Origin of the sequence: Flavobacterium coralii (assembly GCF_019891545.1) — a bacterium.
Classification (GTDB): Bacteria; Bacteroidota; Bacteroidia; order Flavobacteriales; family Flavobacteriaceae; genus Flavobacterium; species Flavobacterium coralii.
The window spans coordinates 548,795-573,838 of sequence record NZ_JAHDIU010000001.1; the positions used below are offsets into that span (position 1 = coordinate 548,795).

General features: G+C 39.7%; 22 protein-coding genes. 9 read left to right on the plus strand and 13 right to left on the minus strand.

Annotated elements, in window-relative coordinates; translation table 11 throughout:
• Positions 1-88: 88 nt before the first annotated feature.
• Positions 89-961 (plus strand): succinate--CoA ligase subunit alpha, encoded by an 873-nt coding sequence (gene sucD / locus KJK34_RS02605; RefSeq protein WP_223052280.1) that lies wholly within the window; start codon positions 89-91, stop codon positions 959-961.
• A gap of 44 nt (positions 962-1,005) precedes the next feature.
• On the opposite strand, the gene ligD is transcribed toward sucD, so the two are convergent.
• The 3 genes from ligD to KJK34_RS02620 form a co-directional block, all read right to left on the minus strand.
• The gene (gene ligD, locus KJK34_RS02610; protein WP_223052281.1) at positions 1,006-3,621 is read right to left on the minus strand and encodes a DNA ligase D; all 2,616 of its coding nucleotides are present in this window, start codon (positions 3,619-3,621) and stop codon (positions 1,006-1,008) included.
• A gap of 5 nt (positions 3,622-3,626) precedes the next feature.
• Complete coding sequence (gene ku, locus KJK34_RS02615) at positions 3,627-4,406, minus strand: non-homologous end joining protein Ku (RefSeq protein ID WP_223052282.1); 780 nt, start codon at positions 4,404-4,406, stop codon at positions 3,627-3,629.
• A 120-nt stretch (positions 4,407-4,526) separates the two neighbouring features.
• A complete protein-coding gene (locus tag KJK34_RS02620; protein WP_223052283.1) occupies positions 4,527-5,156 on the minus strand; it encodes a YciE/YciF ferroxidase family protein in 630 nt (209 codons plus the stop codon).
• Between the two features lie 140 nt (positions 5,157-5,296).
• Between KJK34_RS02620 and KJK34_RS02625 the strand changes: the two genes are divergently transcribed.
• Positions 5,297-5,785 (plus strand): DNA-deoxyinosine glycosylase, encoded by a 489-nt coding sequence (locus KJK34_RS02625; RefSeq protein WP_223052284.1) that lies wholly within the window; start codon positions 5,297-5,299, stop codon positions 5,783-5,785.
• A gap of 235 nt (positions 5,786-6,020) precedes the next feature.
• Here the strand turns inward: KJK34_RS02625 and KJK34_RS02630 are convergent, their stop codons facing one another.
• Entirely contained in the window at positions 6,021-7,076 is a 1,056-nt protein-coding gene (locus tag KJK34_RS02630) for an MBL fold metallo-hydrolase (RefSeq protein ID WP_223052285.1), read from the minus strand.
• Between the two features lie 101 nt (positions 7,077-7,177).
• Here KJK34_RS02630 and KJK34_RS02635 point away from each other — a divergent pair, with 101 nt between their 5' ends.
• On the plus strand, positions 7,178-7,654 hold the full coding sequence (locus KJK34_RS02635) for a hypothetical protein (protein WP_223052286.1): 477 nt from the start codon (positions 7,178-7,180) through the stop codon (positions 7,652-7,654).
• Positions 7,655-7,657: 3 nt separating this feature from the next.
• Here the strand turns inward: KJK34_RS02635 and KJK34_RS02640 are convergent, their stop codons facing one another.
• Positions 7,658-9,250, minus strand: coding sequence for a PAS domain S-box protein (locus KJK34_RS02640; protein ID WP_223052287.1), 1,593 nt, complete (start codon positions 9,248-9,250; stop codon positions 7,658-7,660).
• A 546-nt stretch (positions 9,251-9,796) separates the two neighbouring features.
• On the opposite strand from KJK34_RS02640, the gene KJK34_RS02645 reads away from it, so the two are divergent.
• Positions 9,797-10,069, plus strand: coding sequence for a hypothetical protein (locus KJK34_RS02645; protein WP_223052288.1), 273 nt, complete (start codon positions 9,797-9,799; stop codon positions 10,067-10,069).
• Positions 10,070-10,136: 67 nt separating this feature from the next.
• Here the strand turns inward: KJK34_RS02645 and KJK34_RS02650 are convergent, their stop codons facing one another.
• The 3 genes from KJK34_RS02650 to KJK34_RS02660 form a co-directional block, all read right to left on the minus strand.
• Positions 10,137-10,970, minus strand: coding sequence for an OmpA/MotB family protein (locus KJK34_RS02650; protein ID WP_223052289.1), 834 nt, complete (start codon positions 10,968-10,970; stop codon positions 10,137-10,139).
• A gap of 77 nt (positions 10,971-11,047) precedes the next feature.
• Positions 11,048-12,040: a glycosyltransferase family 2 protein gene (locus tag KJK34_RS02655; RefSeq protein WP_223052290.1), complete on the minus strand. Its 993-nt coding sequence runs from the start codon at positions 12,038-12,040 to the stop codon at positions 11,048-11,050.
• Positions 12,037-12,489 carry a type I restriction enzyme HsdR N-terminal domain-containing protein gene (locus tag KJK34_RS02660; protein ID WP_223052291.1) on the minus strand — a complete coding sequence of 151 codons (453 nt, stop codon included), beginning with the start codon at positions 12,487-12,489 and terminating at the stop codon, positions 12,037-12,039. Before KJK34_RS02660 ends, KJK34_RS02655 begins: the two co-directional genes overlap by 4 nt.
• Positions 12,490-12,541: 52 nt before the next feature.
• Here KJK34_RS02660 and holA point away from each other — a divergent pair, with 52 nt between their 5' ends.
• From holA to ettA, 3 genes are read left to right on the plus strand one after another with little or no spacing between them, the layout of a single operon-like run.
• Positions 12,542-13,546: a DNA polymerase III subunit delta gene (holA, locus tag KJK34_RS02665; RefSeq protein ID WP_223052292.1), complete on the plus strand. Its 1,005-nt coding sequence runs from the start codon at positions 12,542-12,544 to the stop codon at positions 13,544-13,546.
• A 50-nt stretch (positions 13,547-13,596) separates the two neighbouring features.
• The gene (locus tag KJK34_RS02670) at positions 13,597-13,776 is read left to right on the plus strand and encodes a CAL67264 family membrane protein (protein WP_223052293.1); all 180 of its coding nucleotides are present in this window, start codon (positions 13,597-13,599) and stop codon (positions 13,774-13,776) included.
• Positions 13,777-13,803: 27 nt separating this feature from the next.
• The gene (gene ettA / locus KJK34_RS02675) at positions 13,804-15,498 is read left to right on the plus strand and encodes an energy-dependent translational throttle protein EttA (protein WP_223052294.1); all 1,695 of its coding nucleotides are present in this window, start codon (positions 13,804-13,806) and stop codon (positions 15,496-15,498) included.
• A 56-nt stretch (positions 15,499-15,554) separates the two neighbouring features.
• Here ettA and KJK34_RS02680 read toward each other — a convergent pair whose 3' ends face one another.
• The 5 genes from KJK34_RS02680 to KJK34_RS02700 all read right to left on the minus strand — a co-directional run bounded on the left by KJK34_RS02680 (position 15,555) and on the right by KJK34_RS02700 (position 22,782).
• A complete protein-coding gene (locus KJK34_RS02680) occupies positions 15,555-16,139 on the minus strand; it encodes a YdeI/OmpD-associated family protein (protein WP_223052295.1) in 585 nt (194 codons plus the stop codon).
• A complete protein-coding gene (gene pepT / locus KJK34_RS02685; RefSeq protein WP_223052296.1) occupies positions 16,132-17,379 on the minus strand; it encodes a peptidase T in 1,248 nt (415 codons plus the stop codon). The genes KJK34_RS02680 and pepT overlap by 8 nt, the downstream gene beginning before the upstream one ends.
• A 68-nt stretch (positions 17,380-17,447) precedes the next feature.
• Positions 17,448-21,614 carry an ATP-binding protein gene (locus KJK34_RS02690; protein WP_223052297.1) on the minus strand — a complete coding sequence of 1,389 codons (4,167 nt, stop codon included), beginning with the start codon at positions 21,612-21,614 and terminating at the stop codon, positions 17,448-17,450.
• 146 nt (positions 21,615-21,760) lie between these two features.
• Positions 21,761-22,378, minus strand: a complete 618-nt coding sequence (locus KJK34_RS02695) for an HD domain-containing protein (protein ID WP_223052298.1) — start codon at positions 22,376-22,378, stop codon at positions 21,761-21,763.
• Positions 22,378-22,782 carry an SRPBCC domain-containing protein gene (locus KJK34_RS02700; RefSeq protein ID WP_223052299.1) on the minus strand — a complete coding sequence of 135 codons (405 nt, stop codon included), beginning with the start codon at positions 22,780-22,782 and terminating at the stop codon, positions 22,378-22,380. The genes KJK34_RS02695 and KJK34_RS02700 overlap by 1 nt, the downstream gene beginning before the upstream one ends.
• 75 nt (positions 22,783-22,857) lie before the next feature.
• On the opposite strand from KJK34_RS02700, the gene KJK34_RS02705 reads away from it, so the two are divergent.
• Together KJK34_RS02705 and KJK34_RS02710 are read left to right on the plus strand one after the other, a co-directional pair.
• Positions 22,858-23,892 (plus strand): quinone-dependent dihydroorotate dehydrogenase, encoded by a 1,035-nt coding sequence (locus KJK34_RS02705; protein WP_223052300.1) that lies wholly within the window; start codon positions 22,858-22,860, stop codon positions 23,890-23,892.
• Between the two features lie 117 nt (positions 23,893-24,009).
• Positions 24,010-24,873 (plus strand): hydroxymethylglutaryl-CoA lyase, encoded by an 864-nt coding sequence (locus KJK34_RS02710; RefSeq protein ID WP_223052301.1) that lies wholly within the window; start codon positions 24,010-24,012, stop codon positions 24,871-24,873.
• Positions 24,874-25,044: the final 171 nt, after the last annotated feature.

Below are 25,044 nucleotides of genomic sequence, written 5' to 3' on the forward strand. Positions count from 1 at the left end.
TTAATATACAAATAGTGTAATTTCTTTTATATATTTTAAGTAAAAAACTATTTTTGCATTGCGATTATAAATAATTAAAAAATATATCATGAGTGTTTTAGTAAATAAAGATTCCAAAATAATTGTTCAGGGATTTACCGGCAGCGAAGGAACTTTCCACGCAACCCAAATGATTGAATATGGCACTAACGTTGTTGGCGGTGTAACACCGGGAAAAGGCGGTACAACGCATTTAGACCGTCCTGTGTTTAATACCGTTAAAGACGCTGTAGAAATTGCAGGTGCCGATACTTCTATCATTTTTGTTCCGCCTGCCTTTGCAGCCGATGCAATTATGGAAGCCGCAGAAGCCGGTATAAAAGTAATTATTGCTATTACTGAAGGCATACCTGTTGCGGATATGATTAAAGCTTATGACTATATAAAAGATAAAGACTGCCGGCTTGTAGGGCCTAACTGCCCTGGTGTTATCACTCCGGAAGAGGCTAAGGTTGGTATCATGCCGGGCTTTGTGTTTAAGAAAGGTACTGTAGGTATCGTTTCTAAATCGGGTACGCTTACTTATGAGGCAGCCGACCAGGTTGTAAAGCAGGGATTAGGTATTACTACTGCTATTGGTATTGGTGGTGACCCAATAATTGGTACTACTACTAAAGAAGCTGTTGAGCTTTTAATGAACGACCCTGAAACAGAATGTATCGTAATGATAGGGGAGATAGGCGGACAGCTTGAAGCTGATGCTGCAAAGTGGATTAAGGAAAACGGTAACAAAAAACCTGTTGTAGGTTTCATTGCCGGAGAAACTGCCCCTAAAGGCCGTACTATGGGCCACGCGGGTGCTATTGTTGGCGGTGCCGATGATACAGCCGAAGCTAAGAAGCGCATCATGAGGGAAAACGGCATACACGTTGTTGACTCTCCTGCTGAAATAGGTAAAAAAGTAAAAGAAGTTTTGGGTTAATCCTTGACTACTAAAATAAACAATAAACCCTGCAAGCGCAGGGTTTATTGTTTTATCTGGTTCAACACCTCCCTCAAATCAATTGCATTATCAAAAAAGTCAGCCCAAAGGTCGCCTTTTTGTTTTACGCGTTTAGGCAGGGTTTTAATGTTGAAGTTTTTAATATCAAAATTTTTATCATCAAGTTCTTCCCATTCCAATGGGGTGCTTGCTGTAGCGCCTTCACGCGGGCGTATGGAGTAGGCGCAGGCCATAGTTTTGCCCTTGCCATTTTGCAGAAAGTCAAGATACACTTTGCCTTTGCGCTTATCAGGCATTCGCTCAAGGCTGGTTATATCGGGTAAGGCGGCATGCACATGCTGACTCACAATGTGTGAAAAATCCCGTGTGTTATCATAAGTAAACTCAGGCTTAATAGGTATGAAGACGTGAAGCCCTTTACCGCCGCTGGTTTTCAGGTAGCCTTTTATACCTATGCTGTCAAGCACTTCCTTTACTTTCCTTGCAGTAGTTAGCAGGTCTTCTATGGTTGCCTTGTTAGGGTCAAGGTCAAAAATAATATAGTCAGGATTGTTAATGCTGCCCACACGGCTGCTCCAGGGGTTTATTTCTATACAACCCAGGTTTGCCATATATATTAGTGTTTCTTTATCATTACAGATGAGATATTCAATACTTTCACCTTTAGATGAAGAACGTATTTTGCGGGTTTTTGCCCATTTAGGCGCTTTTCCAGCCAAATCTTTCTGGAAAAATCCGTCACCTTTTAAGCCATTAGGTGTACGCCTCATACTCTGTGGCCTGTCAATTAAGAATGGGAGTACATATTCTGCCATCACATCATAATAATGAATTACATCACCTTTTGTGTAACCTTCTTCAGGCCAGAACACTTTCTTTAAATTGGTGACTTCAACTTTATCGGTGTCCCATCCTGTAGCTTTCACTTTTTTGCTACTTTTTTTAGAGGAAGTTTTTTTAATGGGTTTTGTTTCAGGAGCCTTAGTTTCATTATCAGCCGTTTCGGGTGTAAGGTGCGCTGCTTTTTCCCTAATTACCTTTTTAGGGTCTTTATCTTCGCGTAATGCTATGAATACCGGGTGCCGCAGGCTGCCCGTTTCCGTCCACTCAGAATATTTTATCTGTGCCACCAATTCCGGCTTTATCCAGTGCGCACCTTTCTCTTTCGGGGCTTCGGCAAATGGAGATGTTTTACGTTCAAGCTTTTTCATAAGCGCATACATATCTTTCAGGCTCTCCTCATTAAAACCTGTTCCTACTTTTCCTGAATATATAAGTTTATCATCTTCATAATATCCCAATAATAAAGACCCGAAACCGATTCGCGAACCTTTAGGGTCGGTAAACCCTCCAATTACCATTTCCTGCTCTTTGGTAACTTTTATTTTTAGCCAGTCTTTGCTGCGCCTGCCAACATGATATGCCGAGCTGCTTTTTTTGGCAATTACACCTTCACTGTTACTTGCAGCCGCTTTTTTTAGTGCTTCGATACCCTTACCTTCAGTGTGAGATGAAAAAAGGATGGCATCCGATTTTGGTAATAATGCCTTTGCTATTTTCTTTCGTTGCAGCAGCGATAGGGGAGTCAGGTCGAACCCGTTAAAGTAGAGGATATCGAATACATAACATTTAAGCTTACCGCGCCCGGGGTTATCCTGATAGTATTGCAGCCATTGAAAATGGCTTTGCCCTTTGGTGTCTTCCACAACAATTTCGCCATCCAGGACTACATCATTATTAATTGCTGCAAATGCTTCTAAAAGTTCAGGATATTTTTTATTAAATGACAGGCCATTACGTGAAATTATATTCACTTTTCCTTTCTGCACCTGAATAAGTGCACGGTAGCCGTCATATTTATTCTCAAATATCCATTCGTCGTCATCAAAAGCTTCATCTGTAAGTGTGGCAAGCTGTGGCCTCCACTCATACGGAAATTCATCGAGCCGTTTTGCATCCGCGACATCTTCGGCAGTAAAGCCTAACGCACCGCTATCTTTATCTTCTTCAGGAACGAGGTTGGCTTTATTTGTTTTCTTTTCTTCTTTGTTGCTTTGCCATACATCAGAATCACTGTCTTTAGCTATTTCATCAAGTGTCCTGTCTGTAAGCACCGACTGCTGCCCGAATTCTTTTTTATTTGCATATTCATCTTTTCCTTTCATCAGGAGCCATTCTTTATCCTTGCCGCTCATCTTTACCAAATGATAAGAGCCTTTCAGCTTTTCGCCCTTTATTTCAATCTTTATATTACCGTCCTTATACATTTTCCGAAGCAGCTTTTGACTTTCTGAATAACTACTTACGCCTTCGGCAGTATAAGTACCCGTGTCCCAAACCATAACCGTGCCGCCGCCATATTGCCCTTTGGGTATAGTACCTTCAAAATCAATATAATCCATAGGGTGGTCTTCTACATGCATGGCAAGCCTTTTAACAGAAGTATCTGCCGAGGGGCCTTTAGGTACTGCCCAGCTAACCAATACCCCGTCAATTTCCAAACGGAAATCATAGTGCAGGTGAGAGGCTGCGTGCTTTTGTACTACAAAGCGCAACTCTTTGCCATTCTTTTTAACTTTTCCTTCGGGTTCGGCAGTTTTGGTAAAGTCACGTTTACGGTTATATTCAGAAAGTTTCATGGCGTTTAGTTTTTAATGGCTGCAAGGCTGGCTTTTAGCTGATCGAGTAAATCGTCTTTAGGTGCGGCTTTTTTACGTTTGCGTGGGGCTGGCTCTTTTGGCCCTGACTTGCTCGCAGCTTTTTTCTTTATCATTTTTACCAGATCTTCCTTATAAGTATCTTTATATTTAGAAGGGTCAAAAGGCTCTGTAAGCTGGTCTATTATCGTCATAGCCATATCCAGTTCCTTCTTGCTTATTTTTATATCCGTTGGTATTTTGGCATCTTCAGGATCGCGAAGCTCATCATTAAAGCGTATCTGTATCAGCAAAATGGCGTCTTCTTCCACTTTTAATATGCCCAGATGCTGTGCAGTGCGCATCACAAATTTGCATAATCCTACTTTTTCAGACTTTTTAAGTGCTTCACGCAACAATGCATATACTTTTTGTGCCTGCTTTTCAGGCTCAATGATATATGGCTTTTCAAGATATTTAGAGGGTATTTCTTCTTCCTTCACAAACTCGAATATATCAATAGTCTGCGTTTTTTCTGCTGCTACGCTTTCAAGATCACTTTTATCGAGTACCACATAATCGCCATCTTCTTTCCTGTAGCCTTTGGCTATATCTTCCCACGGCACTTCCTTACCATCTTTTTTGCATACCCGCACATATTGTATAGGGCATTGGTCTTTTTTACGGATCATGTCCAGGTCTATCCTGTGCTGGTTCGTGCCGCTGTATAATTTTATGGGAATGTTTACAAGCCCAAAGCTTATGCTCCCTTTCCATATAGCTTTCATGTGTGTATGTTTTAAATTATATACCCCTTTTTGCCAACAAAAGCGATGAGCCTTTTCAGGCTATCGCTTAAGTTAGTCAATTTGTGCATCAGCACGTGCAGTTTTAACGAACTGTTATAACTATTCTTCGTCTTCCTCGTGGGCTTCAAAGTTTATGTCGTTATAAGCATTTTCAGTAAGCGTCATATCTGCCTGCTTTTCTTCCTCAAGTGTCTGGTGCAGCAGTTCAGCCGCATCATCCATACCAAGTGTTTTTGCAAATGCACAAAGCGTACCGTATGTAGCAATTTCATAATGCTCAATTTTTTGCGAAGCGGCAATAATACCTGCATCCCTTACAGGGCCCGGCTCAGTGCTTTCAAGTATGTCCTGTCCTTCCTTAATAAGGCCGTCCATTGCTTCACACTTTTTACCCGAAGCTTTTTTACCTGCCATTTCAAAAACTTTTTCAAGTCTTGTAATTTGTTCTTCCGTTTCTGTAGTGTGCTCATTAATGGCATTTACAAGTTTTTCTGTAGATGCATTCTTTGCCATTTTAGGTAAAGCCTTAAGCAACGCTTTTTCTGCCCAGTAGATGTCTTTAAGGCAGTCTATATAAAGTTCTTTAAGGCCATCAGCCGCAGATGATTTAGCTTTTACCTTTCCTGCTTTTGACGCAGTTTGCTTAGTACCTGCAGATGATTTTGATGAAGACTTTGATGCTGTAGATTTAGCTGTGCTTTTTGTTCCTGATTTGGTTTCTGTTTTCATAATTTTTATTTTTGATTACTTAAATTAGCTTTTGTCCTTATCAAAATTAGCCAATGCCCTAAGGGCCGATATTAATAATATCATAAAAATTCGGCTTATAACAATTATTTAACTGCCTGTATAATAGTTTACTTACAACAATGAAAAAAGCGTTTGCACCAATTGTGCCGAAGGGTGCAAGAGTATTAATACTGGGTACCATGCCGGGAGAAAAATCATTAGAACTGCAACAGTACTATGGCAACAGGGGTAACCAGTTTTGGAAGATTTTATATGCAATGACCAATGAAGATTTCAGCAATGACTATAATGAGCGGAAGATGCTGTTGGTTAAATATAAGATTGCCGTTTGGGATGTATTGGCCTTTTGCGAAAGGGCAGGCAGCCTTGACAGCGCTATTAAAAACGAAACGCCGAATGATTTGGATGCTTTTTACAAAATGCATCCTGAAATTAAATATGTGTTCTTTTCGAGTAAGAATGCCGCGGCTTATTATGATAAATATGTAGGGAGGGATGCAAACCATATTTATGATGTACTGCCATCGCCAAGTGGTGCAAATGCTACAATGCGGTTTGCTGCAAAGCTTGAAGTATGGAAACAAAAAATGATGCCGCTGATTACATAACATCAAAGGCATCATTCTTCAAAGCAAAAAGCATAAGTTTTATGTGGTAAAATACTTTTGCAATCTTTTTTGCTTGTAGCTCCTTAATCTCGCCTGTAACATTTGCCTGACTTTAAATTTTAAAGTACTCCATCCCATAATAATAGCTTTTTGGTTTATTAATCTGGATGCAAGTTCAGCATTTAAAAACAGATAATGTTTAAAATTATATTAAACCTTTATTAAAATTAAACTTTTAAGCGATTATTATTTTTTTGCCTATCTGTGGTATTATCAATGGCATACCTTTAGCCTCTGATGCTGCTTTTACACGCTTAACAGGCTCATCCCAGTCGTGCAGCGACAGGGCAAACTTACCCCAGTGTACCGGCAGGAGTGAGGCTGCCTGTAAATCTATAGCCGCTTTTACAGTTTCTTCGGGCATCATGTGTATGTAGGGCCAGGCTTCGTTATACTGCCCGCAATCCAGTATAGCCAAGTTAAAAGGGCCGTATTCCGTACCAATCTTTTCAAAATGGTTTCCGTAACCTGAATCTCCGCCTATAAATAGTCGGTAGTTGTTGCAGGTTAATACGAAAGCTGCCCACAGGGTACCATTTCTTTTTAAACCCCTTCCTGAAAAGTGCCTTGCAGGAACTGCAGTTATTTTTATATCACCTGTTGTTGGCACTGTACCACCCCAGTCTAATTCGGTAATTTTTTCTGATTTAAAACCCCATCGGTTTAAATGTGATCCTACACCCAAAGGAGTTATCACATTTTTTACCTTTTCTCGTAGATTAATTACTGTTTCATAATCCAGATGATCCCAGTGGTCGTGGGTTATGATGAGATAATCAATATCCGGTATATCAGCCGCGGTATAAATATCAGAACCTTCAAAGCTTTTATTGGTTCCGGTTATTGGCGAAGCATTGCCGCTGAAGACAGGGTCTACCAATATTTTTAAGCCATTGATTTGAATAAAATATGACGAATGGCCAAACCACACCAAACAATTTTCAGTGGGTTGCAAAGCATACAAATCGGTTTTTACTGATGTTACAGGATGCGGAGGCTTTACATCTTTGCTTTTCCGGAATAAGAAAATAAAGAGTACTGATATAAAGTTTTTCCCGGGTGCAAGGTCAGGAGTCTCTTCAAAATTAACAAAACTGCCATTTTTATAATGAGATGATTTTTCGAGTATTGCCTTATGCCGCGCTGAAGGTTTTTTTCCGAAGTCAGTTTTATTAAAATAAATAACAAGAAAAGAGCCCAGCAGGAGCAGAGAAATTAGCACGTATAGCATTGATTGAGATTGTTAAAAACCGGATTAAAAATACAGAATATTTTTTTTACAAGTGATTTGCATTTGTATTACCTTTGAATAAAAATCCACTCTATCCGGCTATGAGAATACTGTTTTTGTTTATTTTTTTTACTGCTGCGGGTTTTGCACAAACCAGTAATTTTTTCGTTAAGCAGAACAGCTTAATATGGGAAAATGTTTTTATAACTGATAAGAAAGATATTGCAGCCTTAATACAAAAACATCCACGGCTTAGTGTAACAGCTTCTGAAGGCGGCACTTATAAAGGGCATGGCTCAGAAGTGAAACATACCTGCCCGGATACTTCTCCATTTATGGAAAAAGAACTGAGCTTTGATTTTGAAATAGTAATAAGCGAGGGTAAATATCGTGTAAGTATAACTAATATAAAATATACAAGCAACAGCAAAAAAGGCGCAAAAGCTATAATAAAGCCTGAAAGTATGTGGCTGGCAAACGGACAGATAAATAAAAACTACAATAACGACCTTGCCTGCCTTAACAGCTACTTTAACCGCATATTCACAATGGCCTCGGTATATAAAAATAAAAGTTAGCCATTACTTCGGCAGGTACACTAAAATATCTGTTCCTGAATTTTCTTTGCTTACAGCTTTTATATATCCGTGGTGGTTTTCTACTATTTTGCGGCAAAGTGCAAGCCCTATACCTGTTCCCTTAGCTTTCTCGTCAAGTTTCTCAAACATCTCAAATATGCGTTCGCCATATTTATTGTCAAACCCCTTGCCATTATCTTTTATAGTGAATTTATAATAGCCTATATCCTGCTGTAGTTGCTTTACAGCGGCAATTTCTGCCCAGGGCGCATCTTCATGATATACATCTATAACCGGGATACGGTCATTAAACTTTATTGAGTTGCTTAACAGGTTATAAAACAACTGATAGAGTTGAATATTAATACCTTTAATTTCCGGTAGGTTGCTGTAGTTTATTACTGCTTTTTTATCATTTATGATAAGTTCCATATCAGTAATAACATTGTTTAATATGGCGCTGAGGCTAACTTCTTCAAATAATGCCTCTGCATTTGTGCGGGTATATTGAAGTATTTCCCTTATAAGTTTTGACATCCTCTGCGTGGCAGCAGTAATTTTATCAGCATATAAGCTTACAGCTTCAGGTGAATTAATTTTTGATTTAAGCATGCCTGTAAAAACTTCTACTTTACGTATCGGTTCCTGTAAGTCGTGCGAAGCTATAGATGCATATTGTTCAAGTGCTTTGTTCTTCTGCTCCAGCTCTGCCGTATATTGCTTTATTTTTTCTTCAGAGCGTTTTCGTTCAGTAAGGTCGCGTGTAACTTTAGTAAAACCTACAACATTGCCTTCATCATCATGTACTGCCGTTATTACAACACTTGCCCAGAACCTGCTGTTGTCTTTTCGCCTCCGCCACCCTTCATGGGCCACCCTGCCATTACAAAATGCTTCTTCAATAAGCATCTCAGGCAGTTTTTTTGTAATATCATCTTCAAAATAAAAATTCCTGAAGTTTTTGCCGGTAATTTCGTCGGCTGTGTAACCTTTTATTTTTTCCGCACCTTTGTTCCAGCTGATTATATTACCTTCTTTATCAAGCATTATGATAGCATAATCCTGAACTTCATCAATCATCTTTTCATAACGCGTCTCTACTTTTTTATTATAGAGTTCTTGTTTGCGCTCTGTCTCCAATGCCTGCATACGCAGCTGGTAACGCTGTGTAATGTCTATATGCATATTGAGAACGCCAATTAGTGTGCCTGACGTGTTAAAGATGGGCTTGGGTAAAGGCTGTATATATTTTTTAATGCCTTCAGCATTTTCTATGATAATTTCGTCAGTAAAAGGCTTACCATACTTTAGTGTTTTTGCCATTGGTGTCTGGTCTGCCTGAAGCGGCTGCCCATCTATTGTATATGCCCTCCATCCTGTAAAATAAAAATCAGTTCCGGCTTCCGGGCTAAACCCCCAAAAAGCGGCAGCAGCCTTATTGTAGTAGGTTATTTTTCCTTCGGCATCGCAGGTATATATTACAGCGGGAAGAAATTCCATAAGCCTTGAGAAATATTCTTCCTTAACAAGTGATATATGCTTGTCGTTTGTAGCAGAGTCTTCAGGGCCATTAAATATACCGGTATATCTATCCATTACTTTGTCTTGGCAAATACTCCAAATTTAATCAAGAACATCCTAATTTTAACATCTACACTAAATAATTTTAATTAAACATTATCCTAAACAATAATTAATATTTTGTTAATGCTATGTGGATATTTATTTGTACCTTAGTATCAAATATTTAAGAGCTACCTATTATTTTTTTAAGACAATGGAAAATAGTACAGTTTAAAAGGACTTTATAGTCCTTATCACAGAAAATCGATTAAGAATTTGTAAAAAAAGGACTATGAAAACTTTTAATATCATACTATCCGCATTTACCCTATTAGCTACAACCATACTTTTGATTGTAGATTTTCCAAACCTCAAAACGTTTAATGGCATAATTTATTTTTCCCTGCTGGTTGTGTTATTATTAGTTTGCGTAACGGGTATTATTATTAATATGCCCCGCATAACTTTTAAAAGAAGCAACAGGTTTGGACTGAGTTTCGGTAAACATTAACGTACTTTTATAAATGCGCCACCTATTATTTGGTTACATTTAATTATGTAAACAAAAAAAACAGCGCTATGGAAAATTTATCAGAAAACAGTAACAAGAAGGAGGAAAGGGAAGAAGCAGCAAATAAAAAAGCTACTGAAAAAATGGCTGCCAACGACGAAAGGCAGGATAAAGAATATATGCAGCAGCAAAATGACCTTACACAGGCAGAAAATCCTGAAGAGAATGATGCCAATGTAACAGAAAACTCAAATTCAGGAAACAGCGACACCCTTTCGAGGGAAGAACAGAACAAGAGAAGGCTGCAGGATGAAGAAGACAGCGACTTTGGTATCGAATAAATTTCAGGCAATCAATTAAATAAAAAAGCTCCGCAATTGCGGAGCTTTTACTGTTATTACCAAAAGCTTATTTGCTTTGGCCTTTCATTTCTTTTTCAATCATGTCATAGAACTGGTCAATTTTAGGTAATACCAGTATCCTTGTCCTCCTGTTACGGGCCCTGCCTTCGGCAGTTGTGTTCGCTTCTAAAGGCACATACTCACCACGTCCTGCAGCAACAAGCCTTTTAGGATCAATACCATAATCCTGTTGCAGTATCCTAACTATAGATGTAGCACGCTTAACACTTAAATCCCAGTTGTCCTGTAGTACAGGGTTGTTAATCGGCACATTATCAGTGTGGCCTTCAACCATACATTCAAAGTCCGGCTTATCTTTTACTATAGCTGCAACTTTACCTAAAATTTCTTTAGCCCTGTCGGTAACTTCATACCTTCCGCTCTTAAATAACAGCTTATCAGCGATAGAGATATACACAACTCCTTTTTCTACATTCACTTCAATATCCGGATCGTTAACACCAACAGCCCTTTTTATGCTCGATACCAAGGCAAGTGTAACAGAGTCCTTACGTGTAAGTGCATCCTGAAGCCTATTAATCTTAAGGTCTTTTTCTTTAAGGCTTTCTAACGTCTTTTCAAGGTTTTGCGCTCCCTGAGAAGACAAAGTAGTAATTTGGTCACGCGTGTTAATCAAGTCAGTTTCCCTGCTCTTAAGGTCCTGAATACGACTGGCCATTTGATCTTTTTCGGCAAGGCAGGTGTTCAGCTTAAGTGTAGCCGAGTTAAGCATATCCTGTATTTCTTTATTTTTTGCCTCCAGTTCGGCAATTTTCTTTTTAGAACCGCAGGATGTTAGCGTTAACGCTGCCAGTGTTAGTGTCAGAATGGTTCTTTTCATAAATGTCTGTGTTTAGATTTTTTACAAAATTAGTTAATGATAAAAAAATGCTGAATTAAATTGGTTATAAATTCTTGTTAAATATCAGCAAAAATCTTGCCGTTGCGTACAAAATAACTGTATATAATACTCTTTATGTGATAATAATTATTGTAATGTTTTGAAGGTCTTTTATTTAGGAAATAAAATAATTTTAAATAAAAGTAAATATGTGATTTTAAAACAGCCCAAAGGTGTGCAAACTGTCCCTTTGTGAGGAATCGTATGCCTGCCAAGCCATCCATGCTAAGCCTCAGGAAGAGTGTAGGAAACAGTTGCCCAGCAGGCAGGTTTTTTAGCATCATCCAAAGTGAATTCCTGAAATTCAGAAATGTTTTTTTTGGGCTGCTGTTTTTAAGTGTCGCCCCACCCATGTGATATACTATCGACTGATAGCAAAACCTCACCTTATAATTACGGTTAAATGCTCTCCAGCAAAGGTCAATTTCTTCCTGGTGAGCAAAAAAATCTTCATCAAAACCTCCAAGTTCCCTGAATACATTTTTACGGATAAAAAAACACGCTCCCGATGCCCAGAATATTTCACTTTCATCATTATACTGTCCGTTGTCTTTTTCCAAGGTGTCAAATATCCTCCCCCTGCAAAACGGAAAGCCATACTTATCTATAAATCCTCCGGCAGCACCGGCATATTCAAAGTAGTCACGCTTGTAGTAGTCCAGTATCTTAGGCTGTATAATTGCTGTTTCGGTATCTCTTTCAAATAAATCTATAGCAGGTTGCAGCCAGCCTTCGGTAACTTCTACATCAGAGTTTACCAGTACATATATATCTTCTTCAACCGACTGTAAAGCTTTATTATAACCTCCGGCATAACCCAGGTTGCCGTTATTTTGTATTATCCTTACTTCAGGAAAATGCTCTTCTAAAAGAGCAACAGAGCCGTCGTTTGAAGCATTATCCGCTACATAAACGGTTGCTTCAGGCGAATATTTGATTACACCCGGCAAAAGGGTTTCCAGGAGCTCTTTTCCGTTCCAGTTCAGTATAACAACAGCAATGCTTTTCATAAGTGTAGTTTGTACGCAGGAAGTTCCTTTAAAAATATATATTTTTCCTGCTCATAGTCCATACTGCAAAAGTAGTGGTTTATTCCGTTAGTAACCATCATATATTGTGCTTTGGCTGCCATATTATAACGGGCAATCTGGTCGAATGTTATTTGTGTTATAGCAACACTTGGCGCCTTGCATTCCACTAAAAGAAAAACACTGCCATCAGGGTTATATACAACTACATCATACCTTTTATTAAGCCCGTTAATTTTCAGGAGCTTCTCTACGTTTAGGTATGATTTTGGGTACTGCATGTCACCAAGCAGAAACGTTACAACATGCTGGCGCACCCATTCCTCTGGGGTAAGTATCACAAACTTTTTGCGGACACCGTCAAAAATAGCGAGCTTATTTTCACTATTTTTGAATCGAAAAGTATAGTCAGGAAAATTAAGCTTTTGCATAGGGCAAAGGTACTTTTTTCCTGATAAAAGCAACACTTAAAAGTACAGCGGTTTGGATGAAGTTTTAAAAATTGTAAATGAAATAAAGAGCGGTATTATTAAGCCTGTTTACTTTTTTATGGGTGAGGAGCCATACTACATTGACAAGCTGACCGAATACATAGAAGATAACATACTTTCGGAAGAGGATAAAGGCTTTAACCAGATGGTGCTATACGGCAAAGATGTAACTATTGAAGAGGTTGTTGCCAATGCCAAGCGTTACCCTATGATGGCTGAAAGGCAGGTTGTTATTGTTAAGGAAGCACAGGAACTATCCCGAACCATAGAAAAACTGGAAAGCTATGCTGAAAACCCGCAGCCAACTACCGTTCTTGTTTTTGCTTATAAGTATAAAACACTTGATAAACGCAAAAAACTGATTAAGAACGTTATAAAGAATGGAGTTGTTTTTGAAAGCAAAAAAATGTACGAGAGCCAGGTTGCCGACTGGATTAAGCGTGTATTATCGGGTAAAGGTTATGGTATAGAGCCAAAAGCTGCAGCAATGCTGGTAGAGTTTTTAGGTAATGACCTGAGCAGGATAAGCAATGAGTTGGATAAACTTGCTATAATATTACCTAAAGGGCATACAATCTCACCTAAAGATGTAGAAGATAACATAGGTATCAGTAAAGACTATAACATCTTTGAACTGCGCAAGGCAATAGGGGAGCGCGACCAGCTTAAGGCTTATAAGATAGCTAATTACTTTGCGCAAAACCCTAAGGATAACCCTTTGGTTATGACTACAGGCCTTATTTTCGGATTCTTTTCGCAGTTGCTGCAATATCATGGTTTAAAAGATAAAAGCCCCGGTAACGTTTCAAAAGTGCTTAGGGTAAATCCTTATTTTCTTAAAGATTATGACATAGCGCTGCGCAATTATCCTATGAAAAAAGTAAGCTCTATTGTAGCCGCCCTGCGCGATATTGATGTAAAAAGCAAAGGTGTAGGAGCAAATGCAGTATCGCAGCATGACCTGCTGAAAGAGATGCTGGTAAAGATTTTTAATTAGCGCATATATTCACGATATTTGCACACTTATAAAATACAGAAAGTAACATCATGGGAATGAATAAAAATACCATCTTTGGGTGGGCCTCCTTTATAATGTTCCTTATCGGCACCGCGCTTGTGCTTTTAGGGGTACTTAAATATAAAGATTATGCAATTGGGTTTTCTACGGTTGGTATCGGTTTTTTTGCCATATCATGGGCATTTAATGCGCTAAAGGGCAGAGTATAATAACAGCAAACAATTGAAAAATAACATATGAGCGACGATAAGAAAGTAATATTTTCCATGTCCCGGGTTAGTAAAACCTATCAGGGCGGTAATAAGCAGGTTTTAAAAGATATTTACCTTAGTTTCTTTTACGGGGCCAAAATCGGGATTCTCGGTCTTAATGGTTCGGGTAAGTCAACATTGCTAAAAATCATTGCAGGGGTAGATAAAAGCTACCAGGGCGATGTGGTTTTTGCACCGGGCTATACAGTAGGTTACCTTGAGCAGGAACCAAAGCTTGACGAAAGCAAAACAGTTATAGAGATTGTTCGTGAAGGTGTTGCCGAAACGGTAGCTGTTTTAGATGAGTTTAATAAGATAAACGACATGTTTGGCCTGCCGGAGGTATATGAAGATGCCGACAAAATGCAGAAGCTGATGGACAGGCAGGCAGAGCTTCAGGATAAGATAGATGCCCTTGGCGCATGGGAGCTTGATACCAAGCTGGAAATAGCCATGGATGCCCTTCGCACACCGGATCCTGACACCCCTATAAACGTGCTTTCCGGTGGTGAAAAAAGGCGCGTTGCCTTATGCCGCCTGTTGTTGCAGCAGCCTGATGTTTTACTATTGGATGAGCCTACAAACCACCTTGATGCTGAGAGCGTACTGTGGCTGGAGCAGCACTTACAACAATATCAGGGTACGGTTATAGCCGTTACGCACGACCGTTATTTCCTTGACAATGTAGCAGGATGGATACTGGAGTTAGACAGGGGAGAGGGTATTCCGTGGAAAGGGAACTATTCTTCATGGCTCGACCAGAAAGCCAAGCGCCTTGAGCAGGAAGAGAAAACAGCAAGTAAGCGCCGCAAAACCCTTGAGCGTGAGCTGGATTGGGTAAGGCAGGGTGCCAAAGGCCGCCAGACCAAACAAAAGGCACGTTTGCAAAACTATGACAGGCTATTAAACGAAGACCAGAAGCAGCTTGAAGAAAAGCTGGAAATCTATATCCCTAACGGCCCGAGGCTTGGTACAAATGTTATTGAGGCTAAAGGTGTCGCAAAAGCTTTTGGCGACAAACTGCTTTATGACAACCTCAATTTTACCCTGCCGCAAGCGGGTATTGTAGGTATTATTGGGCCTAACGGTGCCGGTAAAACCACTATCTTTAAAATGATAATGGAAGAGCAGCAGCCGGATAAAGGCGAGTTTGCTGTGGGCGATACCGTAAAGATTGCTTATGTTGACCAGTCACACTCGAATATAGATCCTGAGAAAACCATTTGGGAAAATTTTGCCGATGGGCAGGAACTTGTAATGATGGGCGGAAGGCAGGTTAATAGCCGTGCCTACCTGAGCAGGTTTAACTTTAGTGGCAGCGACCAGAATAAAAAAGTCAATACACTTTCGGGTGGTGAGCGTAACAGGCTTCACCTTGCCATGACACTTAAAGAAGAAGGTAACGTATTACTTTTAGATGAGCCTACTAACGACCTTGATATTAATACATTAAGGGCTTTAGAAGAAGGTTTGGATAACTTTGCCGGTTGTGCTGTTATCATATCGCACGACAGGTGGTTCCTTGACAGGGTATGTACCCACATACTTGCTTTTGAAGGTAACTCTGAAGTATATTTCTTTGAGGGCAGCTTCTCAGATTATGAAGAGAACAGGAAAAAACGCCTTGGCGGTGACCTTACCCCTAAGCGTATTAAATACAAAAAACTCGTGCGTAATTAATGCGGAAGCGAGCAATCATAAAAAAAGCCTCATCAAAAAAAGATGAGGCTTTTTCATTATCTGTATTTGTCGTGCAGGCCTTTGCCTTGTAAAATTCCTTCTAAGCATTTCTCTAACCGCGAGAGCTTTGTTTCCTCTCGTTTTGCACTTTCTATATGCTCGCAATACTCTCTTTGCTTATAAGGCGTGAGTTGCTGAAATGCTGCCGCCAGGCCATTATCTTTATCAAAGGCATCCTGAAGTAGTGCAGGTATTACCGTTTGTTTCTTTTCAGGCTTTATTTCCAGCCCGGCTTTTTCAACCTCTATGGCTTCTAAAAGATATTGCAGTACTAATTTCCTGTCCACTTCTCGTATGTGGTTAAACCGCCACTGCCGTAAAGATTTTGTGTTTTCTTCATTAGCATTTACAAGCACACCTGCTTCATCACGAAGAAAAACACCTTTAAAGAACCAAAGCGTAAAATATTCCTTAAAACCACCAATGCCAACTACATTTTTACCTTTGTAGGTATAGACAATACCGCCCCACTTAACTGTTTCAGTGAGCCCTGCTTCATCTGCAATTCCCTTCAGGAGATTTATTTCATCTTCCCAAAGCTGGTTTCGTTGCCATTGGTTGCTTTCCTGTTTCTTAGCCATTATATTTCTTAGCAGTAATTTCAGCTATACGCACAATAACCTCAACAGCTTTTTGCATACTTTCTACAGGTACATATTCATATTTGCCGTGGAAATTATGCCCGCCTGCAAAAATATTAGGGCAGGGCAGCCCCATATAGGATAGCTGGCAACCATCGGTGCCGCCGCGTATCGGTTTTATTATAGGTTCAATATCGAGTTCTTTCATTGCTTGTTCTGCAATATCCACTATATGCATAACCGGTACAACCTTTTCTTTCATGTTGTAGTACTGGTCCTTAACCTCTGCAATAGCTACAGGCTCGCCGAACTGTTCTAAAAAGTCATTGCTTATTTCCTCAGCTATTTTTTTAACCCGCTCTTTCCTTGCTTCAAATTTTTCTTTATCATGGTCACGTATTATAAGCTGAACCGTAGTTTCTTCTATACTGCCGTTAATACCTGTAACATGGTAAAAACCTTCGTATCCTGTAGTCTTTTCAGGTATTTCATTTTCAGGCAGTGCATTAATAAAACGGCTTGCCAGTAACATGGAATTAATCATTTTACCCTTTGCATAACCAGGGTGAACGCTTTTCCCTTTAAAGGTAATTTTTGCGCCTGCAGCATTAAAGTTTTCATACTCAAGCTCACCTATCTGGCTACCGTCCATAGTGTAAGCCCAGTCAGCACCAAATTTGGCTACATTAAACTTATGCGCGCCCCTGCCTATTTCTTCATCGGGTGTAAAACCAACACGAATTTTTCCGTGCTTTATCTCAGGATTGTTGATTAAGTATTCCATTGCAGTTACAATTTCTGTAATACCTGCTTTATCATCGGCACCTAAAAGGGTAGTGCCATCAGTAGTAATTATAGTCTGCCCTTTGTATTGCAAAAGGTCTTTAAAATAGTTTGGCGACAATACAATATTCTGCTCTTGGTTAAGCATTATATCGCCACCATCATAATTTTCTATAACTTGCGGTTTTATGTTAGCCCCGGTAAAATCAGGAGTAGTATCAAAATGTGACACAAATCCTATAACGGGTACGTTATGCTCTACGTTTGACGGCAGTGTAGCCATAATGTAAGCATTCTCATCAATGGTAACATCTTCCATGCCTATTGCCTTTAGCTCTTCTACAAGCTTGTAGGCTAAATCCCATTGCTTTGCGGTACTCGGTGTAGTATCAGAATTAGGGTCTGATTCGGTATCAACTGTTACATAGCTGATAAAACGGTTTATAATGTGCTGCATTTTTATATTTTTTATAATAACGGAGCACAAAGTTAACGATTAATTATCTTTTTACAGGATAATACAGTCTAAATGGGCAGGTTTACAGTAAAAACAGCCCCTCTTCCGGGCGATGATTCCGCCTTAATATAGCCATTATGCTGCTCAATAATTTTTTTACAGATACTAAGCCCTATCCCTGTACCGGCATACTCATTCCTGCCGTGCAGCCTTTGGAACATTTTAAAAATCTGCTTGCTGTATTTGTCTTCAAAACCAATACCGTTATCAGCAAATCGTATTTCGGTATATTTCTGTTCTATATTATTGCCGTTAAAGTCTTTAATATCAAATCCGCGAACGGTTTTACAGCTAATACTTATAACAGGCCGTTCATTACTGTATTTTAATGCATTGCTTACAAGGTTACCGAATAACTGGTTCATGTGCAGCGGTATTGCGTTTACTACCGGCAGCCTTTCAGCCTGTATAATTACATTTTTTTCATTGATGGCAAGTTCATAATCCTGCAAAACGGCTTCAAGAATTTTATTGAGATCTGTTGGCACATATTCTTCACTGCCCGAAGCAAGCCTGCTATAAGTTAGTACATCCTGAATGAGCTGCGACATACGCCTTGCGGACGTGTCAATTTTAGTAAAGTACTGCTCATTCTTTTCAGGACTGCCTTTATCTTTAATTATGTTTATAAACGTCCTTATTTTGCGCAGCGGTTCCTGCAGGTCATGGCTCGCCACATAAGTAAGCGACTCAAGTTCCTTATTGGTTTGTTCAAGCTCAAGGTTTTTTTGAGCCAGCAAAATATTCGATTTGTTCAGTCTTTCTGTGCGGTCGTTAACCATTGCTTCAAGTTTTTCTGCAAAAACTTTTTGTTCGTGCACATCTGTAAGCGTACCAACCCACTGTGTTACGGTACCTTTATCATCGTGCAGTGCTACGGCGCGGGCAAGATGCCATCTGTACATATCGTCTGATGCACGCTTCATGAGGAAAGATATATCAAATTCTTCCCCTGTATTTACACAGTGCATCCAGTTGTTATGTACATCCTGCAACATGTCAGGGTGAATAACAGCCTGCCATCCTGTGCCAAGTGCTTCATCATTAGTAAGCCCGGTATAATCATAAAAACGCTGGTTATAATACACAAGCATACCTGTATTGTTGGCCCTGAAGGCAATATGCGGCATCGTTTCGAGTATAAGCCTAAGGTCTTCTTCGTTTTGTTCCCTTATTTTTGTGGCAAGATATTCATCAGTTACCTTACTAACTAAAGCCACAACACCTGTAATTTTATTATTTTCTACCAGCGGCTGATAAACAGAGCTGTAGTAATTCGTTTCGGTTTTTCCGTGCAAATTTAGCGTTACAGGAAGGTTATTGTGTGTGTGCCTTTCTCCTGTATGCAGGACGTGCAGGAGGCTCTTTTCTACGTAAGATCCTTTGAGTTCCGGCATAATATCGCACATCTCCCTGCCTTCAATCTGCCATGGTTGCATTCCAAGTAATTCAGAATACTTACTATTTACGACATCAACCTTTAAATTTTCACCTTTAAAAACTACAATCCCAATTTGCGCCTGTTGTATCAGGTTACGGAATTTAGTTTCGCTGTCCTCAATTTTTTTGCGTGTTTCAACCTGTGCGGTTATATTTTCGGCAATTGTTATTATACCCGAAATAACACCATTCTCGTCATAAAGCGGTTGTAGTGCTATTTTTAAATACAGGCTTTTCGGCTCATCGATATCACCTATTGTAAACTGTTTTTCTTCTTCGGTATATGTTTTTCCGGTTGTATAAACATCATTAAGTATTTGCCTGTAACCCTGTTTCTCAATTTGAGGCAAAGCTTCAAGTATAGGCTTGTTCTGTAAATAATAGTGATTTACATTCCACATATTCAATGCTTCAGCGTTTGCCATCTCAACAATAAAATCACTTCCTTTTAAAATGATAATGGCTATAGGCGCCTGGCTGAAAATGCTTTTTATCTGGTTACGGATATGGTTCCTGCTCTTGCTGATGGTAATATGAGAGCGTATGCGCGCCATAAGTTCTTTAGATGAAAAGGGCTTAACCAGATAATCATCGGCACCGGTTTCGTAACCATGTATCCGCGACTCTTCTCCCGCACGTGCTGTAAGCAGTATTATAGGCAGTATCGCCGTTTCAGGATTCTTTTTAATTTCTTTAACCAGTTGAAGGCCATCCATTACAGGCATCATTACATCGCTGAGCACTAAAGCAACATTATGCAGCTTTATCTTTTCAAGTGCTTCTTTCCCGTTTCGTGCGGTTACGACATTATAGTTTGTACGGATGATAGACTTTACGTGATGGCGCATATCATCATTATCATCCACAACCAGTACGGTATCGGTAACAGGATGTACTTCTTCAGTCGTAACTTCTATATCATCATCTTCAGCAGCTAAAAGCAGCTTTATTTCTTTTTTATGGATATCACTTAAGTAAACATCCTCGGCATAGTTTTTCTCAGAAACCTGTTCTTCGGGCAGGTGCTTTCTGCCAAAAGGAATTTTTACAGTGAAAACAGTGCCTTTACCTTCTTCACTATCAACAGCTATTTCACCTCCGTGCTGCAGGATAAATTCCCTTATCATGCTTAACCCGATGCCTGAACCCTCAAAGCTGCGTCCGGCGCTATTGGCAATCCGGTGGAAGCGGGTAAACATTTTAGGCAGTTCGCTTTTAGGTATACCTGTACCGGTGTCAGCCACCTGTACTGTAAACAGGTCACCATCTTCCTGTATGGTTACAGATATTTTTCCTCTCAGCGTATATTTATAGGCATTGGAAAGAAGGTTAAAAATAATCTTCTCCCACATGTCTTTATCAAGGTAAACATTACGGGTAATTTTACCTGCTTCAACATTAAATGCTATACCTGCACGCTCTATTATAGACCTAAAATTAGAGGCAAGGCTTGCCGTAAAGGCGGCACCATCTAAAGGGGCATATTTTGCTTTTACCCTGCCACTTTCAATCATACTGAAATCTAGCAGCGTGTTTACCAGTTTTAACAGCCTCAGCGCGTTGCGGTGTGTAGTTTCTACAGATTTACGCTCTGTTTGTTTTAGCCCCCCGTTCTGGAGCATGTCTTCCAGCGGACCGAGCATGAGCGTTAACGGTGTGCGGAATTCATGGCTGATGTTACTGAAAAAAGCTGTTTTGGCGCGGTCTATCTCCGCGAGTTCTTCTAAACGTTTGCGTTCATTCTCAGCGGCAGTGGCATTTTGCAATGCTGTTGCTACCTGTCCTGATACCATTTCGAAAAATGTATAATAATCAACATCAAGCCTGCGGGTAGGGTTGAGTCCGCATATCAGTAGCCCTGCGGGTACATTACCCGAAAGCGTTAGCGGTAATACTATTGCCTGCTTAATATTCTGCCCTGCAAGGCCTTTAGGAAACAGGTCAGGTTCGGTAATTTCTATAATTTCCATCTGCCCGGCCTGCATTATATCAATAAATTTTTTACTGTCGCCGTTTTGGTTATATAAAATACTTTTAGGAAAAACTGTTTCAGTACACTTTTCGAGCCCTACACGTTGTATCACCTCTATACCGCTGTTATTTTGCAGGTAAAACATTGCAAACGGAATATCTTCAGGGTTTTTAGATAGTGTAGCGGCAGCTGTAGCACAGGCTTTTTCCGGAGTTTTTTCTATAAGTGATTTTGATGCAAGTTCAGATAAAGTTCCGTTGCGCCTTGCATTTAATATTTTAGAAGTAGTTTCAAAATTAGGGCAGAACAATCCGCCTACCTTACCGGACTCATCTATAACAGGGCTGTAGGAAAAAGAAAAATATACTTCTTCCAGCAGGCTGCCCCTTTTCATAAACAGCTGAACATCGGTATTATTGGTAGATTTTCCTTCTTTGTAAACTTTGTCAGAAAGCGGGCCGCAAATATCCCATATTTCCTCCCAAACAACTGATGCAGGCTTGCCCAGTGCCCACGGGTGCTTATCAGTACCCAGAACATCTATATACGCATCATTGTATAAAAAAAGATTTTCCGTTCCCCAGCCAATCCAGATCGGGTTTTGGGAATTCAGCATCAGGTTAATGGTTGTTTTAAGGCTTTGCGACCAGTTTTGTATCGGGCCAAGTGAAGTTGATTCCCAATCGTGGTTCCTGATTAATTGCCCTAACTGCCCGTTTGATGAAAGAAAGTCCGGCTTCACATTATTATCCTCTACTGTCATACAGGCACATGTATTAATCTTTTAGCAATTTTATATCAAATATAAGAAAAGGAATATACACATTATGCAGCACACATGCTTAATTAAATAAATATTATAAAATGTATTAAGTATTGCCGGTAATGTTTTTAACCGAAACTAACATATCAGAGTAATTCAAGTTCTCTTTTAAGGTTGCTTTTGGCTTTGCTTTCAAACAATTGCCTGAAATGTAGTGTTTTATAAATATAATCCATTTCAAGGAAATGCTTAATCACTTTTCTTCTTCCGGGTTTATAGATAACATCAGGATATATAGCATATTCTCTGCGTATCTGCTTGCAATAAATGTCATATTCTTCTTGGCTGCTTCCCAGTATGCTCAGGTCCGCATCGAGAAGCAGGTTAGTATCACTGTTGCCAGAATTTTCATGTTTTTTAGTAGCTATTATATGTTCACAACACAAAGTAATCTTTTGCTCCGGAAAGCCTATAGCCTTTAAACATTTTGTAGCAGCCTTTGCACTGTTTTCTTCATTTTGACCGGATGTAGCGATATAAACAAAATCATGATAAAAAAGTGCGAACAGCAAACTGTCTGTATCTTCAGTATCTTTTAATACAGGTACAAGCATGTTAAGCATATGCTGCAAGTGCTCGAGGGTATGGTAATACCTTCCCTTTGCCGAATACTGTAGTTCTAACTCCCGCCAAAGGTTTTCAGTTAGACTGACATCTTTAGCATATTTTGCAACAAGGTTCCGAAAAGTATCTTTTAAATCCATTAAAGAAGTTCTGTAAATTTAGTCAGTGCGGCTTCCCAGTGCTGTTTCATTTCTTCCCTTTGTGCGGCATCAGCCAATTTCTCCTGATGATAGCTTATGGTTGTCCCTGTTTTGGCAGGTATAAACCTTATCTGAACCAACGACTCACTATGCCAATTTTCTTTTTTATATGTTAGCCTTACATGAGAGAACTCTTTTACAACCCTTACTGTGCCGGTTATACCATTACCTGTTTTATATGGTGAGCCTTTAACTGTACGTAGGTCTGTTTCGTCGCCCAGCCATATAGCCATTGCTTTACCGGAAAATACAAGTTGCCACGCATCCTGCAGGCTGATGGCAAATGTTTTTCTTACTCCTGCCTGGTAACCGCTGTTTTTTGTTTTACCTGTGGGTTGTTCCATAATTTTTTAAGTTGTTGGTGTGCTTTTCATCTATATCGGGAATTTAAGTAAATTTGCAGCAACAACACAACTATTATGTATAAATCTTTTATAAGGCCACTATTATTCAGGTATGACCCGGAAAAAGTTCACCATTTTACCTTCGATTCAATTCGCTTACTGAATAAAATTCCCGGTGCTGCTGCCTTTATGCGTAAAAAATATACCGTAAACCATCCTAAACTTAAACGTGAGGTTTTCGGGCTAACATTTGATAACCCTGTGGGGCTTGCAGCAGGCCTTGATAAAGATGCTGTGCTATATAAAGAACTGTCTAACTGCGGCTTCGGTTTTATAGAGATTGGCACACTTACACCAAAACCACAGGAAGGTAATCCTAAAACAAGGCTTTTTCGACTTAAGGAAGATAATGCGCTTATAAACCGTATGGGTTTTAATAACTGGGGTGTAGCCGCTGCTGCAGAAAGGCTTAAGAGCAACCCTAAAGGAAAGGGGCACGTGCTGATAGGCGGAAACATAGGCAAGAATAAAATTACGCCTAACGAAGAGGCTGTAAATGATTATGAAATATGCTTTAATGCGCTCTACGATTATGTAGATTATTTCGTAGTGAATGTAAGCTCACCTAATACACCCAATCTACGTGAGTTACAGGATAAAGAACCGCTTACAAAGCTGTTGATGGCATTACAGGCACTTAATGCTGCCAAACCAAAGCAAAAGCCTATACTGCTTAAAATTGCACCCGACCTTACAGATGAACAGCTACTGGATATTATAGATATTGTAAAAACAACTGCAATTGCAGGGGTTATTGCTACCAATACTACCATTAGCAGGGAAGGATTACAATCAGAAAACAAGAGTGAAGCGGGGGGGCTTAGCGGCAGGCCGCTAACAAAACGCTCTACAGAGGTTATCCGTTTTCTTTCAGAAAAAAGTAATAAGGCATTCCCGATAATAGGGGTGGGGGGAATCCATTCACCTGATGATGCCATAGAAAAGCTGAAAGCAGGAGCAAGCCTTGTGCAATTATATACCGGTTTTGTATATGAAGGCCCTGCGCTTGTTAAAGCAATTAACCTTGAAATAGTAAAGCAGGGGCTGTAACTAAAATTTTGATATTCATAGCGTAGCAAAAGATATTTTGCCATATTGCTAAAAATATCAGGTATTAGCTATTTATTGCCGCGAAATCAATAAAAAACTTTTTTATCTTTGGCTTCTATGAAGCAGGTAAAAATTATAGAATGCCCGCGAGATGCCATGCAGGGCATTAAAGCTTTTATACCTACAGAGCGCAAAGTAGCTTATTTGCAGTCTTTACTGCGTGTGGGTTTTGATACTATAGATTTTGGCAGCTTTGTATCGCCGAAAGCCATACCGCAAATGCAGGACACGGCAGAGGTATTGGCACAGCTCGATTTATCTGCTACAACAAGTAAGCTGCTTGCCATTATTGCAAACACAAAAGGGGCAGAGCTTGCTTCGGTACATCCTGAAATACAATACCTGGGTTACCCGTTTTCTATAAGCGAGAACTTCCAGATGCGTAACACACACAAAACCATTGCAGAATCTATAATTACGCTTCAGGAAATACTTAACATTGCCGATAAAAGTAACAAAGAGGTGGTTGCTTATTTATCTATGGGATTCGGCAATCCTTACGGCGACCCGTGGAATGTGGAAATAGTAGGTGAGTGGACAGAAAAACTGGCTGCTATGGGCGTTACAATACTTTCGCTTTCTGATACCATTGGCAGCTCTACACCTGAAGTGATTGACTACCTTTTTTCTAACCTGATACCTAAATATCCTGACGTAGAGTTTGGTGCACACCTGCACACTACACCTAACAAATGGCATGAAAAAACCGATGCTGCCTATAAAGCCGGTTGCAGGCGTTTTGATGGCGCAATACAGGGTTTTGGTGGCTGCCCAATGGCAAAAGATGAACTTACAGGCAATATGCCGACAGAGAAAATGCTTTCTTACTTTACCGCCGAAAAAGCTGTGACTAATCTTAACTCGTTAAGTTTTGAGAGTGCTTATAATGAGGCAACCAAACTGTTTAGTGAGTTTCATTAATTGGTTTTTATTTCAAAAACAAAAAAAGGGGCTGTCTCAAAAGTGATACAGCCCTAATTTTTTTATACAAATAAGGGAGCCCGAGAGCTCCCCATATTCGGCAAGTTTATTAACTTGCGGTGTGTCAATTAAATCAAAAGTAGTCTTTAAAGATTACAATCCCAAGCAAAA

What these genes read in the sequence shown, in the direction of transcription:
- sucD (WP_223052280.1), top strand. Translation starts at nt 89, where the DNA reads ATGAGTGTTTTAGTAAATAAAGATTCCAAAATAATTGTTCAGGGATTT.
- ligD (WP_223052281.1), bottom strand. Translation starts at nt 3,621, where the DNA reads ATGAAACTTTCTGAATATAACCGTAAACGTGACTTTACCAAAACTGCC.
- ku (WP_223052282.1), bottom strand. Translation starts at nt 4,406, where the DNA reads ATGAAAGCTATATGGAAAGGGAGCATAAGCTTTGGGCTTGTAAACATT.
- KJK34_RS02620 (WP_223052283.1), bottom strand. Translation starts at nt 5,156, where the DNA reads ATGAAAACAGAAACCAAATCAGGAACAAAAAGCACAGCTAAATCTACA.
- KJK34_RS02625 (WP_223052284.1), top strand. Translation starts at nt 5,297, where the DNA reads ATGAAAAAAGCGTTTGCACCAATTGTGCCGAAGGGTGCAAGAGTATTA.
- KJK34_RS02630 (WP_223052285.1), bottom strand. Translation starts at nt 7,076, where the DNA reads ATGCTATACGTGCTAATTTCTCTGCTCCTGCTGGGCTCTTTTCTTGTT.
- KJK34_RS02635 (WP_223052286.1), top strand. Translation starts at nt 7,178, where the DNA reads ATGAGAATACTGTTTTTGTTTATTTTTTTTACTGCTGCGGGTTTTGCA.
- KJK34_RS02640 (WP_223052287.1), bottom strand. Translation starts at nt 9,250, where the DNA reads ATGGATAGATATACCGGTATATTTAATGGCCCTGAAGACTCTGCTACA.
- KJK34_RS02645 (WP_223052288.1), top strand. Translation starts at nt 9,797, where the DNA reads ATGGAAAATTTATCAGAAAACAGTAACAAGAAGGAGGAAAGGGAAGAA.
- KJK34_RS02650 (WP_223052289.1), bottom strand. Translation starts at nt 10,970, where the DNA reads ATGAAAAGAACCATTCTGACACTAACACTGGCAGCGTTAACGCTAACA.
- KJK34_RS02655 (WP_223052290.1), bottom strand. Translation starts at nt 12,040, where the DNA reads ATGAAAAGCATTGCTGTTGTTATACTGAACTGGAACGGAAAAGAGCTC.
- KJK34_RS02660 (WP_223052291.1), bottom strand. Translation starts at nt 12,489, where the DNA reads ATGCAAAAGCTTAATTTTCCTGACTATACTTTTCGATTCAAAAATAGT.
- KJK34_RS02670 (WP_223052293.1), top strand. Translation starts at nt 13,597, where the DNA reads ATGGGAATGAATAAAAATACCATCTTTGGGTGGGCCTCCTTTATAATG.
- ettA (WP_223052294.1), top strand. Translation starts at nt 13,804, where the DNA reads ATGAGCGACGATAAGAAAGTAATATTTTCCATGTCCCGGGTTAGTAAA.
- KJK34_RS02680 (WP_223052295.1), bottom strand. Translation starts at nt 16,139, where the DNA reads ATGGCTAAGAAACAGGAAAGCAACCAATGGCAACGAAACCAGCTTTGG.
- pepT (WP_223052296.1), bottom strand. Translation starts at nt 17,379, where the DNA reads ATGCAGCACATTATAAACCGTTTTATCAGCTATGTAACAGTTGATACC.
- KJK34_RS02690 (WP_223052297.1), bottom strand. Translation starts at nt 21,614, where the DNA reads ATGACAGTAGAGGATAATAATGTGAAGCCGGACTTTCTTTCATCAAAC.
- KJK34_RS02695 (WP_223052298.1), bottom strand. Translation starts at nt 22,378, where the DNA reads ATGGATTTAAAAGATACTTTTCGGAACCTTGTTGCAAAATATGCTAAA.
- KJK34_RS02700 (WP_223052299.1), bottom strand. Translation starts at nt 22,782, where the DNA reads ATGGAACAACCCACAGGTAAAACAAAAAACAGCGGTTACCAGGCAGGA.
- KJK34_RS02705 (WP_223052300.1), top strand. Translation starts at nt 22,858, where the DNA reads ATGTATAAATCTTTTATAAGGCCACTATTATTCAGGTATGACCCGGAA.
- KJK34_RS02710 (WP_223052301.1), top strand. Translation starts at nt 24,010, where the DNA reads ATGAAGCAGGTAAAAATTATAGAATGCCCGCGAGATGCCATGCAGGGC.